Origin of the sequence: Streptomyces calidiresistens, from assembly GCF_014141525.1 — a bacterium.
Lineage (GTDB): Bacteria > Actinomycetota > Actinomycetes > Streptomycetales > Streptomycetaceae > Streptomyces > Streptomyces calidiresistens.
This window is the reverse complement of the sequence record NZ_VKHS01000063.1, coordinates 1-13,163: the sequence shown is the minus strand read 5'-3', so window position 1 is coordinate 13,163 and position 13,163 is coordinate 1. Positions and strand designations below refer to the sequence as shown.

General features: G+C 74.1%; 10 protein-coding genes and 1 pseudogene. 8 read left to right on the top strand and 3 right to left on the bottom strand.

Annotation, left to right across the window (positions count from 1 at the left end; genetic code table 11):
* Positions 1 to 1,121 (top strand): annotated as a pseudogene (locus FOE67_RS05125) (hypothetical protein); the annotation flags it as partial.
* 150 nt (positions 1,122 to 1,271) lie between these two features.
* Positions 1,272 to 3,413: a serine/threonine-protein kinase gene (locus FOE67_RS30750; RefSeq protein ID WP_182660871.1), complete on the top strand. Its 2,142-nt coding sequence runs from the start codon at positions 1,272 to 1,274 to the stop codon at positions 3,411 to 3,413.
* Positions 3,414 to 3,539: 126 nt separating this feature from the next.
* Here the strand turns inward: FOE67_RS30750 and FOE67_RS05115 are convergent, their stop codons facing one another.
* A complete protein-coding gene (locus FOE67_RS05115) occupies positions 3,540 to 4,823 on the bottom strand; it encodes an adenylosuccinate synthase (RefSeq protein ID WP_182660869.1) in 1,284 nt (427 codons plus the stop codon).
* Between the two features lie 147 nt (positions 4,824 to 4,970).
* Between FOE67_RS05115 and FOE67_RS05110 the strand changes: the two genes are divergently transcribed.
* Positions 4,971 to 5,753 (top strand): diacylglycerol kinase family protein, encoded by a 783-nt coding sequence (locus tag FOE67_RS05110; RefSeq protein ID WP_323384257.1) that lies wholly within the window; start codon positions 4,971 to 4,973, stop codon positions 5,751 to 5,753.
* Positions 5,754 to 5,787: 34 nt separating this feature from the next.
* On the opposite strand, the gene FOE67_RS05105 is transcribed toward FOE67_RS05110, so the two are convergent.
* Together FOE67_RS05105 and FOE67_RS05100 are read right to left on the bottom strand one after the other, a co-directional pair.
* The gene (locus FOE67_RS05105; protein ID WP_323384255.1) at positions 5,788 to 6,363 is read right to left on the bottom strand and encodes a GbsR/MarR family transcriptional regulator; all 576 of its coding nucleotides are present in this window, start codon (positions 6,361 to 6,363) and stop codon (positions 5,788 to 5,790) included.
* 715 nt (positions 6,364 to 7,078) lie between these two features.
* Entirely contained in the window at positions 7,079 to 7,264 is a 186-nt protein-coding gene (locus tag FOE67_RS05100; RefSeq protein ID WP_182660865.1) for a hypothetical protein, read from the bottom strand.
* 796 nt (positions 7,265 to 8,060) lie between these two features.
* Between FOE67_RS05100 and FOE67_RS05095 the strand changes: the two genes are divergently transcribed.
* The 5 genes from FOE67_RS05095 (at position 8,061) to FOE67_RS05075 (ending at position 13,145) form a co-directional block, all read left to right on the top strand.
* On the top strand, positions 8,061 to 8,891 hold the full coding sequence (locus FOE67_RS05095) for a helix-turn-helix domain-containing protein (protein ID WP_182660863.1): 831 nt from the start codon (positions 8,061 to 8,063) through the stop codon (positions 8,889 to 8,891).
* Complete coding sequence (locus FOE67_RS05090) at positions 8,881 to 9,066, top strand: DUF397 domain-containing protein (RefSeq protein ID WP_182660861.1); 186 nt, start codon at positions 8,881 to 8,883, stop codon at positions 9,064 to 9,066. The genes FOE67_RS05095 and FOE67_RS05090 overlap by 11 nt, the downstream gene beginning before the upstream one ends.
* A 125-nt stretch (positions 9,067 to 9,191) precedes the next feature.
* Positions 9,192 to 10,169 carry an ABC transporter ATP-binding protein gene (locus FOE67_RS05085; protein WP_182660859.1) on the top strand — a complete coding sequence of 326 codons (978 nt, stop codon included), beginning with the start codon at positions 9,192 to 9,194 and terminating at the stop codon, positions 10,167 to 10,169.
* Positions 10,166 to 11,857: an ABC transporter permease gene (locus FOE67_RS05080; RefSeq protein ID WP_182660857.1), complete on the top strand. Its 1,692-nt coding sequence runs from the start codon at positions 10,166 to 10,168 to the stop codon at positions 11,855 to 11,857. Before FOE67_RS05085 ends, FOE67_RS05080 begins: the two co-directional genes overlap by 4 nt.
* A gap of 721 nt (positions 11,858 to 12,578) precedes the next feature.
* A complete protein-coding gene (locus FOE67_RS05075; RefSeq protein ID WP_182660855.1) occupies positions 12,579 to 13,145 on the top strand; it encodes a hypothetical protein in 567 nt (188 codons plus the stop codon).
* The last annotated feature ends 18 nt before the right edge of the window (positions 13,146 to 13,163 follow it).

The window sequence follows — 13,163 nt, the reverse complement described above, 5'->3', positions numbered from 1 at the left end:
CGAACGCCCTGCCGGCCGCGCCCCCGCCCGGCGGCACCCCGGCCCCGGGGCATCCCGCCGCGGGCAACCCGTTCGCGGCCCCCGGTACCCGGCCGCCCGGCGCCGCACCGCACGACCCGCGCCTGGCGGCCGGCTACGGCTACCCCGGCCCCGCGCAACCGGCGGGCGGGTACGGCTACCCGCAGCACGCCGGGGGCGGGTTCGGCCCGCCGCTGCCGCCCGGAGGCGCGACCGGGGGCACCACCGCGGGGACGACCGGCACCGACGGGAAGCGGCGCCGCGTGGTCCTCGCCGCGGCGATGGCCGGTGTGGTGCTCGCCGGCGCCGGCGTCGCCCTCGGCAGCTGGTGGGTCAACCGGGACTCCGGCACGGTGCCCGACTCCTACCTCGGCGCCTGGCAGGTCGAGGTGCGCGAGGGCGACGACCGGGCGCTGGACGAGTACACCGGACGCGATACCGGGGCCGAGCCCGGCGGGTTCGTCGGCGCGGTCCAGTTCACCCTGGAACAGGGCGCGCCCGGCGAGGTCATCGGCCGTTCCCTGCTGCTCTCCCCCGACGTGCTGTGCGCCCGCGAGGTGGTGCTGCGCGAGGCTGACGGAAACGGTCTGCTCATCGAGCAGCGGGCCGAGTGGAGCGTCCCGGACGCCAGTTGCCTCGACGACGACGGCGGGCGGGAGCGGCTGCGGCGCGAGGCGGACGGCTCCCTGGTGTGGGTGGCCGGGGAGGCCGAGTACCGGATGACCCGCACCGGCGACGCCGGGGCCGAGGTCGTGCCGCAGGAGCTGCTGGGCACCTGGGAGACCGACGACGACGGCTTCACCGAGACCCTGGTGATTTCCCGGGGCGCGGCGGGCGAGCGGGTCACCGACTGGCGCACCGAGGCGGCCGACGAGGACGGCGGGTCGGTCTGCCGCTACGCCAACCACCTGGTGCACACCACCTCGACGACCGGTCTGCTGCGGCTGGTGCTGGGCCCGGACGAGGTGCTGGAGGGCGACTCGGAGGACTGCCCCGGCTTCCCCTCCTACGAGATCGTGATGGACCCGGACGAGCCCGACGAGATCGAGATCGTCTGGTCCAACGCGCCCGACGAGCCCTACACGATGGACCGCGCCGACTGACCCCGCGCCCCCGCACGGCGGCCGACGGGATGGGACGGACGCGCCCCGGCGCCAGGGTACCCGGGTGCGATCGCGGATATCGACGCCCGAAACCCCGGGCTTATGCTCGGGCCCACGCGACAACGAGGGGGACCCGGAAATGAGAGCGCGATGAAGCCGTTGGAGCAGGGGGACCCCCGGCGGGTGGGGCCGTACCGGCTCCTCGGTCGCCTGGGGGCCGGCGGCATGGGCAGCGTCTACCTGGCGCGCTCCGACCGGGGTCGCACGGTCGCCGTGAAGCTGGTGCACGCCGAGCTGGCGCGGCAGGCCGATTTCCGGAGCCGGTTCCGGCAGGAGGTGGCGGCGGCCCGCCGGGTCGGCGGGCGCTGGACCGCCCCCGTCCTGGACGCCGACACCGAGGCCGAGGTGCCCTGGGTCGCCACCGGCTACCTGGTGGGCCCCTCGTTGCAGGAGGTGGTGGCCGCCGAGTACGGGCCGCTGCCGGAGCGCACGGTGCTGGCGCTGGCCGACGGCCTGGCCCGGGCCCTGCGCGACATCCACGCCGCCGGACTGATCCACCGCGACCTCAAGCCCTCCAACGTGCTGCTCACCCTGGACGGCCCCCGGGTCATCGACTTCGGCATCGCCCGCGCCCTGGAGGGCGCCACGACCGGCCTGACCGCGACCGGCGCGGTGATCGGCTCGCCCGGCTTCATGTCCCCCGAGCAGTGCCGGGACGAGCCGCTGACCGCCGCCTCGGACATCTTCTGCCTGGGCTCGGTGCTCACCTTCGCGGCCACCGGGCGCGGCCCCTTCGGCTCGGGCAACAGCGCCGTGCACGCCCTGATGCTGCGCATCGTGCAGGACGAGAAGGACCTGGACGGGGTGCCGGAGGGCGTGCGGGAACTGGTCGAGGCGTGCCTGGCGCCCGACCCGGCCGACCGGCCCGATGTGGAACGGCTGTTGGAGCGCACGGCGGCGGCCGGTATCGCCCCGCCCGATGACCCGGCGGGCGGCGGCGCGGCGGGCGGCGCGGCGCCGGTGCGCGACGGCGAGCCCTGGCTGCCGGGCGCGCTGGTGGCCTCGCTCGGGCAGCGGGCGGTGCGTCTGCTGGACAGCGAGGACCCCGACGAGCCGGGGACGGCCGGGTCGCACCCGGTCGGCGCCGGCACCCCGCCGGGCGGATCCCCGGCCGCCGGGCCCTACTCCCCCGCCGGGTTCTTCGGCCCGCCCGCCGGGTTCGCCGCCGGACCGGGCACGCCACCGGGCGGGTACGGCGCCCCGACCGTCGGCCCCGGCGGGTACGGCACGCCCCCCGGCGGCGCGACCGGTCCGACCGGTGAGGCGGCCCGACGGCGCCGGGTGCTGTCCATCGCGCTCGCCGTCGTCCTGGTGGTCGCCGGCGGCGCGCTGACCGCCCGCCTCCTGGGCTCGGACTCCACCGGCACCGACCGGGGCTCCGGCGGAGCCGCCGGTGGCGACGCCCCCGATGAGGGGGAGGGGAGCGGTGGAACCGACGGGGAGGAGACCTCGGTCGACACCGGTGAGGACGGCGACACCGGCGAGGACGGTGAGGACGAATACGAGAACGTCATCGACGAGCTGTTCATCGGGGCCTGGGAGGGCCGGATCGTGGACGCCGACGGCGAGACCACCGACCGCCGGCTGCGTCTGGACATCACGCCGTCCGGGCTCGACCAGCCGGCGGTGTACTCCATGGTGGTCTCCCCCACCGTGTACTGCCAGGGCACCGGCTGGCTGGCGGAGTCCGACGGCACGACGCTGACGGTGGACCACGACGGCGAGCGGGTCGTCCCCGACCCCGGGTCCTGCCCCTCCAACCGGGAGCACCTGATCATGGAGGCCGGGCAGGAGACCCTGCTGTGGGAGGACACCGACCGGGGCCTTTCCGCGCAGTTGACCCCGGTCGCCGCCGGAAGCGCGGAGGATCCCGACAACGCGCTGCCCGAGTCGCTGCTCAGCATGTGGGAGTACGAGGACGAATGGGACCGCTCCTACTTCCTGAGCTTCGAGGAGGGCCTGCCCGGCGAGGCCTCGGCCCTCCTGGACTACGCGGCGGACGGGGAGACCCTCGTCGAGTGCACCTGGAAGCACACCCTGTTCTCCCTCGACCCGGAGAAGAACGAGCTGATGTTCGGCCCGAGCCTGAACGTCTCCGCCCACCCGGCCGGTTACTGCCCCGACGGACAGTTCCCCGCCTTCGAGGTGGGCGAGCCGGACGGGGACCGGCTCACCCTGAACGTGCTCCGGGGCCCGGGCGAGGAGTGGGAGTTCACCCGCGCCGGCAACTGAGCACCGGCGCCGGAAGCGGCGGGCGCACGGACGAACGCGGCGGGGCGGGGACCATCCGGTCCCCGCCCCGCCGCCGTGTTCCCGGCGCTCCGCCCGGCCGCCCGGCGGCTCGGCCGGGTCGGCCGCTCACAGGAAGGAGCGCAGCTGGATGGTCTCCTCGCGTCCCGGGCCGACGCCGATGGCGGAGATCGGCGCCCCCGACATCTCCTCCAGCGCCTTGACGTAGGCGCGGGCGTTGGCCGGCAGGTCCTCCAGGGTCTTCGCCCCCGTGATGGGCTCGCTCCACCCCGGCAGGTACTCGTAGATCGGCTTGGCGTGGTGGAAGTCGGTCTGGCTGTACGGCATCTCGTCGACCCGGCGGCCGTCGATCTCGTACGCCACGCACACCGGGATGCGCTCCCAGCCGGTGAGCACGTCCAGCTTGGTGAGGAAGAAGTCGGTCAGGCCGTTGACCCGGGTGGCGTAGCGGGCGATGACCGCGTCGAACCAGCCGCAGCGCCGGTCGCGTCCGGTGGTGACGCCGAACTCGCCGCCGATCCGGCGCAGCGCCTCGCCGTCCTCGTCCAGCAGCTCGGTGGGGAACGGCCCGGCGCCCACCCGGGTGGTGTACGCCTTGAGGATGCCGATCACCCGGTCGATGCGGGTGGGGCCGACGCCGGCGCCGGTGCAGGCGCCGCCGGCGGTCGGGTTGGAGGAGGTCACGAACGGATACGTGCCGTGGTCCACGTCCAGCAGGGTGCCCTGCCCGCCCTCGAAGAGGACGACGCGGCCCTCGTCGATGGCCCGGTTGAGGATCAGGGTGGTGTCCGCGACGTACGGCTCCAGCCGCTCGGCGTGCCGCAGCAGCTCCTCCATCACCGCGTCCACGGAGATGGCCCGCCGGTTGTAGAGCTTGGCGAGGACCTGGTTCTTGAAGTCGAGGGCCGCCTCGACCTTCTGCCGCAGGATCGACTCGTCGAAGAGGTCCTGCACGCGGATGCCGACCCGGTTGATCTTGTCGGCGTAGGTCGGGCCGATGCCGCGCCCGGTGGTGCCGATCTTCCGCTTGCCGAGGAACCGCTCGCTGATCTTGTCCACGGTGGTGTGGTACGGGGTGATCAGGTGGGCGTTTCCGCTGATCAGCAGCTTGCCGGTGTCGATGCCGCGCTGTTCCAGACCGGCCAGCTCGGTGAGCAGCACCTCGGGGTCCACGACCACGCCGCCGCCGATGACGGGGGTGCAGTTCGGGGAGAGGATCCCGGAGGGAAGCAGGTGGAGGGCGTATTTCTCGTCGCCGACGACCACCGTGTGGCCGGCGTTGTTGCCGCCCTGGTAACGGACGACGTAGTCGACGGAACCACCGAGCAGGTCGGTGGCCTTGCCCTTGCCCTCGTCACCCCACTGAGCGCCGAGCAGCACAAGTGCGGGCACAGGCGTACACCCCTTCCGGGCGGGGCATCTCACATGCAGACTGCCCCGGATCGACGAAACCCCTGGCGCAATCGCGACAGGGGCTCTTGCACCGAGAGTTTACGGGACCGGTGCCCCGGGGGTGAACAGCTGCCGGGAGGCGGAGAGGTGCTCATCGTCATCGACCCGGTCGCCAGACGTGTGGACGGGGAGTCGGTGCGCATCGCGCGTGACGTGCTCTGCGCCGGCGCGGACGACGCCCGGGTGTGCCTGCTGGAGCCGGACCGTCCGGGGTCGATGGCCAGGGCACTGGCCCGCCGGGGACACCGCCGGGTGGTGGTCGTGGGCGACGACCGGGCCCTGCTGTGGGCGGTGCGGCTGCTGCACGGGCGCGGCGAGCTGGACGAGCGCCCGCTGGGGGTGGTGCCGGTGGGTCCGGCCCCAACGGTGGCGGTGGCCCGGTCGCTGGGGGTGCCGCCGGACCCGGTGCACGCCTCGCGGGCGGTGCTGCACGGCCCGACCCGGCCGGTGGACGCCCTGGAGGACGACGCGGGCGAGCTGGTGCTGGGGGTGCTGGGCATCCCGGCCCCGCCGCCGAGCACGGTCCCGCCGCCGCGCTCCTGGTGGCGGCCCGCCCGGCGACCGGAGGTGCCCCCGCCCCCGGCGCAGCGGCTGCGGGTGGAGGCGGACGGGAAGGTGCTGGCGGACGTGGACCGCCCGGTGCGGCAGGTGTCACTGTCGGCCGAGGACGGTCTGGCGGCGGTGGTGGTGCGGCCGGGCAGCGGGGACCCGGCGGTGGTGGCCCGGGCGAAGCGGGTCACGGTCTCCGGGCCGGGGTTCAGCTACCGCGCCGACGCCGGCGACCGGGGCCCGGAACGCACGCGCACCTGGCTGGCCCGGCCGGGAGCCATGCGGCTGTCGCTGCCGGCGGTCCGGGCCGGACGGGTCTGACCGGGGCGAAACGGGTTGGGGCGGGACGGGTCCCTCAGCGGGTGTCCTCGGCCGGTTCGGCGGACGCGGCGGACTGCCGTTCCTGCCAGCGCCGCATGAGATCCCTGAGTCCCAGGCGCATGAACTCCATGAATTCCGTGGTCTCGGTGAGCCGGCGGCCGGCCGGGGAGTCCGGCCCCACGGCCTCGATGCCCTGGCGGAGGCTGCCGATCCACCGGTTGAGCAGGGGATCGCGGTTGGTGACCGCGTCGTGCCAGACGTCCTGGTGGACCCGGTACCGCTCGCGGCGGGTGCCGGGCTGGCGTTCGCGCGAGACCAGGTGCACCTGGGAGAGGTAGGAGACGGCTCCGGAGATCGCGCCGGAGGAGACCCGCAGACGCTCGGCGATCTCGGCCGAGGTGAGGGTGCCGCTGTCCTCGGCGATGAGGGAGGCGAGGACCCTGGCCGCCATGCGCTGCATCCCGGCGTCGGTGAGGTCCCCGGCGAAGCGCTCGACGAAGGCGGCGATCTCCGGCGTCCAGGGACCGCCGGTCTCCCCCGGTACCGCCTCGACGTCGGTGTCGACGTCGGCGCCCGGCTCCGCCCGGGGCACCCTTCGCTCCTCCTGCACGTGCCGTCCTCTCCGTGATCGCGTCCGTGACGCGCGCCGTCAGCCGATCGACGGACGGCGCGCGGTCCTGTTCGCATCCTGCCGGCCCGATCGCCATCTTCAGAGTATTCACGAATTCATGAAACAACCGTAGGTCCGAAGCTCCCCGGCGGCAACCGGCCCGGATACGGTGCGGAACCGCACCGACCACGGGGAAACGAGCGGGGGCCGGTGACCGGGGAGGGCACGTTCTCCCCGGTCACCGGCCCCTCCCGGGGTGACGCCCCACTCCACGGGTCGGGCTTCCCCCACCTCCGGAGCCCGCGCCTCCCCGGCCATCGACTCGGCTCCCACGCCGGCCCGGGCGCCGAGGCGGGCATCGAGGTCCCGGATCACTTCCGGCACGGCGCCGGTGGCCGGACTCACCCGCCGCGCGGGAAGCACCGCGAACTCCGCCCCCGGGCGACAGGAGGACCGGGTGCGCCACTCCTCCCCCTCCGTGATCACGGGCTCCCGCCGCCCTCTCCCGACCCGCGCGCCTCCGGGGCCGGGGACTCCGGCCCGCACGTCGGACAGGAACATCCGAGGTGGACCACACCGGGAACCTCGGGGTCGGGCCGGGTCTCCCGCCCGGTGCACGCCTCGTGCGGACCGACGCGGCAGGCGTGGCAGACGTGCCGGTCACTGCCCGGAAGCGGCTCGGGCGCCGGCCTGCGAACCCGGGGGAACCGGCCGCTCACACGACCACCGCCACCCGGACGCGACGGGAGTGCCGCACCCCGTGGATCGACGGCGGGGGCCGGTCGATGCCCCGGACGGCCGGGCGCGGGACGGCGCGCCGCTTCCACCGCACCGCCCCGGCGCCGAGGCGGGCGGTGAGGAGTTGGGAGAGGGGTGCCCGGTGGGCGGCGTCCGGTGGCACGGCGTTCCCCGGGGAACGGCGGGGTCCCGGCACGAGGGCCCGGGCGGGAGGTGTCGGGTGCGGCGGTCGCGGCGGGTCGGACGGCGCCGGCCGCACGGCGCCGGTGACGGGAGTGGCGACGGGGTCGGCGGACGGCGCGGCAACGCGGGCCCCGCCCCTGCGGCGCCTGCCGGTACCCGCCCCCACGAGGCGATCCCACCACCTGCGGACGGCATGCCGTTTCCGACGGTGGGACCGGTTACGGTGGAGCACGTCGAGTCCATTCATGAAAAGCGGATCGGCCGTGCCCGGGGACTGTGGCGACAGTCGCCCGGGCTTTTTACCGCCGTGACACGGAGAAATGCGCCACGGGTTCGAATACCCCGTCTTTCGGGGGTGCGGGAACGGACACATCACCGTTCCCGGCCGTTCTCCTCCGACCCCTCCGGGCCGTTCGAACCGTCCGTTCCGCGCACCGCCCCCTCGCACCGGGACAACGTCGAAACGGGCGCTTCCGACACGGGCGCGCCGGTGTCAACCTCCGCCCACCGGACGGCACATGCTCGGCGCAGGCGTTCGAGTGAGGCCGCCATGGCCGTCTCGTCGATCCCGGGCAGGGGCAACCGCGCACGCTCCAACATCGCCCGCACCTCGGCCTCCGTCGGGCGCCGCCGCCGGGGCAGGGGTGGGTCCGGCCGGGGCGAACCGGCCATTCGCTCGGTAGTCATGCATCAACAATGCGTGAGACGCGCCCGGCGAATGTGCACTACGGTGCTCGCAAAAAGAACCGCGAGCACCGGGAGGGAACGGGCATTCGATGGACGCACGCCATGACGACTCCCCACCCACCACCGCCGGCCTCATCCCCCAACAACTCAAAAACCTGAGAAGGACCCTGGACCTCTCCCAACGCGCCCTGTCCGCGCGCATCCGATACGCACCGTCACACATCGCGGACGTGGAACGGGGAAGGCGCCTGCCGTCCGAGGACATGGCGCGGGCACTGGACGAACTCTTCGCCCCACCACTTCCCTTCACGTCCCTCCTGGCCACCGCACAGAGCGAACTGGTCGCCGATTACGGGCGGATGATCGTGCAGCGCGAGAACGACGCCGTTCGCATCCAGGCATTCACCAGCAGCGTCATTCCCGGCCTGCTCCAAACCGAGGAGTACGCACGGGAACTGCTGTCGAAGGGATTGCCCCGGGAATCACCCGAGAGCATCGCGGCGCGCGTCGAGGCCCGCATGGCCCGAAAGAAGATCTTCGACCGGGAGGACCCACCCCTGTACCGGGTCGTCATGGACGAATGCGCACTGATGCGAAGACTTGCGACAAACACGGCAATGTGTAAGCAGTTTCGCTTCCTGCTGGACATCGCCGCCCATTCGCACGTGACGATCCAGATCCTCCCGGTGGCACGCGGTATTCACGCCATGCAAGGGGGTAGCCTCACCGTGCTATCGCTGCATGACGGATCCACGGTAGCAACGGTCGAGTCCTTCAAGTCGGGCGACCCAACCGATTCGCCGAGCCGGGTGAGCGAGCTACTGGAAACCCTCGATACGGCAAAAGTGGATGCCCTGACACCAGCCGATTCCCTCACAGTGATTCAGCGATATCTGGAGGAGTGCGAAAATGCAGCCTGAGCCTCACACGTGGCGCAAGTCGAGTTACAGCGGTGTGGACAACAGCGACTGCCTCGAAGTCGCGGACGGTGTCCCCGGCGTGGTGCCGGTCCGCGACAGCAAGCACACCGACGGTCCCGTCCTCGTCATCCCCCGCGACGCCTGGCGGGCCTTCACCCACCTCACCCGCCGCTGACCCCGCCCCCCGGCACGCCGGGCCCGCGTCGGGACGATCGGCGCGGGCCTCTCCACACCCGCCTCCAACGTCCTCACACGTTTTGAGACTTCACGGATTTATGAAATAACCGTAGACTCGAAACCATGACAGAGGCAACCGATGCCATCGCCATCTCGGGTCTGGTCAAGACCTTCGGCCACACCCGCGCCCTGGACGGGCTCGACCTGACCGTCCGCACCGGGGAGGTGCACGGCTTCCTCGGGCCCAACGGCGCCGGGAAGTCCACCACCATCCGGGTCCTGCTGGGCCTGTTGCGCGCCGACTCCGGCAGCACACGGGTCCTGGGTGGTGATCCCTGGCAGGATGCCGTCTCCCTTCATCGCCGGCTCGCCTACGTGCCCGGCGACGTCGAGCTGTGGCCCAACCTGACCGGCGGCGAGGCCATCGACCTCCTCGCCCGGCTGCGCGGCGGCATCGACGAGAAGCGCCGGGCCGAACTCACCGAGCGCTTCGACCTCGACCCCACCAAGAAGGGCCGCTCCTACTCCAAGGGCAACCGCCAGAAGGTGGCCCTGATCGCCGCCCTGTCCTCCCGGGTGGACCTGCTCCTGCTGGACGAGCCGACCGCCGGTCTCGACCCGCTGATGGAGGTCGTCTTCCAGGAGGAGATCGCCCGGGCCAGGGCCGACGGCGTCACCGTCCTGCTCTCCAGCCACATCCTCGCCCAGGTGGAGAAGCTGTGCGACCGGGTGAGCATCATCCGGCTGGGGAAGGTCGTGCAGTCCGGCACCCTGAGCGAACTGCGTCACCTCACCCGCACCACCATCGAGGCCGAGACCGCCGCCCCCACCGAGTCCGTCGAGGGACTCGGACGGTTGCCCGGCGTGCACGACCTGCGCTTCGAGAACGACCGGGTGCGCTTCGCCGTGGACGGCGAGCACCTGGAGGAGACCGTGCGCAGGCTCGCCGACCTCGGCGTGCGATCCCTGGTCAGCCACCCGCCGACGCTGGAGGAGCTGATGCTCCGCCACTACGGCACCCACCCGCCGGCCGAGCCGGACGCCACCTCCGTGGGGGCCGGGGCCGCCGACACCGCGAGCGGGAACGGGGCCGGTCGGTGACCGCCACCCGCCCCGCACCGGCCACGGAGCCCGCGCCGACACACGGCGACTCCCTGGCCGCGACGCTCGCCGGCACCGGCATCCTGCTCCGCTTCGCCCTGCGCCGCGACCGGGTCCGGATGGTGGTGTGGGCACTCGGCCTGGTGCTCGGCACGGTGATGAGCGCCGCCTCCTTCGAGGGCGCCTACCCCGACGAGGCGGCCCGGCAGTCGCTGATCGAGTCGACCGCCGGACCGGCCGGACTGGCCCTCACGGGCCCCGCCGAGTACCTCACCGACTACACCTACGCCTCGATGCTCGCCCACCAGATGATCGGCTTCTCCGGCGTGCTCATCGCGCTGATGGCCGTGCTGACGGTGACCCGGCACTCGCGCAACGAGGAGGAGACCGGCCGCTCGGAGCTGCTGCGCGCCGGTGTGCTGGGCCGGCACGCCCAGCTCACCGCCGCGCTCGCCGCCGCCGCCGTCTCCTCCCTCCTCATCGGCCTGCTGCTGGCGCTCTCCCTCATCGGTCTGGACATCGAGGGAACCACCACCTCCGGCGCCCTGATGTACGGGCTGGCGCACACCGCCGTCGCCCTGGTCTTCGCGGGCGCGGCGGCCGTCACCGTGCAGCTGACCGCGCACACCCGGGCCGCCTCCGGCATGGCGCTGGCCGCCGTGGGCGCCGCCTACGCGCTGCGGGCGGCCGGTGACGCCACCGGTGACCTCGCCGAGGGCGGCGCGGGCGGCGGTGTGTGGCTGTCCTGGCTCTCCCCGATCGGCTGGGCGCAGCGCACCTTCGTCTTCGTGGACGACCGGTGGTGGCCGCTGCTGCTGTGCCTCGTCCTGGCCGGTGGCCTGGCCGCCCTCGGCTACGTGCTGAGCACCCACCGGGACGTGGGCGCCGGCCTGTGGGCCGCCCGGGGCGGTCGGCCCCGGGCCTCGGGCGCCCTCGCCCACCCCTTCGGGATGGCGCTGCGCCTGCAACGCGGTCTGTTGATCGGCTTCGCCATCGGCGTCGCCCTGCTGGGGGCGATGTACGGGTCGGTGATCGGCGAGGTGGAGGGGATGCTCGGCGACGTCGACGTCATCCAGGAGTCCCTGGCCCAGCTCGGCGGTGCGACGCTCGCGGAGAGCTTCGTCTCCATGGTGCTGATCCCGCTCTCCACGGTGGCGGCGGTGTACGCGGTGCTCGCCTCGCTGCGGGTGCGGGCGGAGGAGACCGGGGGGCGGGCCGAGTCCCTGCTGGCCACCGGTCTCTCCCGGGTTCGCTGGGCCGCCGGGCACCTGGCGGTCGCGCTGCTGGGCAGCGCGGCGGCACTGGCCGCCGGTGGTCTGGTGCTGGGCGTCACGGGTGCCCTCGCCCTCGGTGACGGCGGCCTGGTGGGGTCGGTGCTCGGCGCCTCGCTGGCGTACGGGCCGGCCCTGTGGATGACGGTCGGGGTGGCGGCCCTCCTGATCGGCTGGGCGCCGAGGGCCTCCGTCGTGGCCTGGGCGATGCCCGTCGGGGCGTTCGTGCTGGGGTACCTCGGCGGTCTGCTGGACTTCCCGCAGTGGCTGATCAACCTCAGCCCCTTCACCCACGTGCCGCGCCTGCCCGCGCAGGAGATGGCGTGGACGCCGGTGCTGGTGCTCACCGCCCTGGCGGCCGGTCTGCTGTGGCTGGGGCTGCTCGGACTCCGGCGCCGGGACCTGGAGTTGAAGTGACCGGTCGAACCGCCTGAACGGGCGGGCCCGGTCCGGTGCCCCGGAACCCGACGGGTTCCGGGGCACCGGCGCGTCGGGGGGGGGTCGGTCGGGGACACCGGGGCGCCGGACCGGGCCGTCCCCGGGGAACCCGTCCGCGCACCCCCGCTCCGGCGCGGACCCGGAACAGCCGGCCCGGTGGGCCGCCGTCGGTGAGGGACACGACGGCGGGTCCCGGCCCGGGGTTCGACATCCCGTCCGCGCCCACCGGGCGGAGCACCCGGCACGGGTGAGGGACGGCGACCCGGTTGCCCCATCCGTGGCGGGCCGGTGCCCGGTCGGCGGAACGCGACCGGCGGGCGCGGGCCGGGTGCGCCCGACCGGCCGCCCGCCCCGGCCCCCGGACGTGGGGCGCGGCCGGGGACCGCCGACCGGCTCACCGCCCGAAGTACCCGCGCCACAGGAGGGTTTCGACGTCCCTCCCCATGCCGGCGCGAACGCCCCCGACCGGGCCCCGGCGCCCGGGAGCGACCGCCCCGGGGGCGACCGGCCGGCTCCCGACGCGGCGTCAGGGGAACCCGGCGGACGGGTGGGCCCCGGGGACGGACAACCCGTACGGCTCAGCGGCACCACCCGGCGGGACGCCTTCCGGGTGCGGGTTCGCGGGGGCGCTGGTCGCATGGCACTGAAAGCCCGTCATGCCCCCGGCGTGACGAACGACGACCCGGAGGTCATACGTCCCATGCACCGCACGCGCCCCACCCGGGGAACCATGCCCGCCCAACGCACACGCACCGGGCGGATCGCGGCCGGCGCCGCGGCCCTCCTGTTCGCCCTCGGCCCCGCCGGCACCGCGACGGCCGACGAGCTGCTCGACGACGGCAAGCGGAGCGGCGGTGAGACCCACGGCAAGCTGTTCGTCTCGCCGGCCTCCGGCGGCGCGGGCACGCAGGTGACGGTGAAGGCCACCTGTCAGCCGAGCGGTGGAGCCACCTCCGTCGCCCTCCGGGAGCCGATCACCCTCCAGCGCACCGACGGCCACTGGGTCGGCACCGGGCGGATCCGGAGCACCGGCCTCCAGCCCGGCCGCGTCTACCAGATCAACGTCAACTGCGCCGACGGGCGGGTGCAGACCGGCACCTTCACCTACACCGCCACCCCGAGCGGCGGTGCCGCCGCCGGCTTCGGCGGCGCGGCCGGCGGCGACTACACCACGCCCCTGGCGATCGGTGGCGGCATCGCCGCGGCGGGCGCGCTGGGCTACGTCTTCACCTCGCGCCGTCGCGCGCTGGGGCGCCACGGCTTCTGAGCCGCCCCCGGGCCGTGG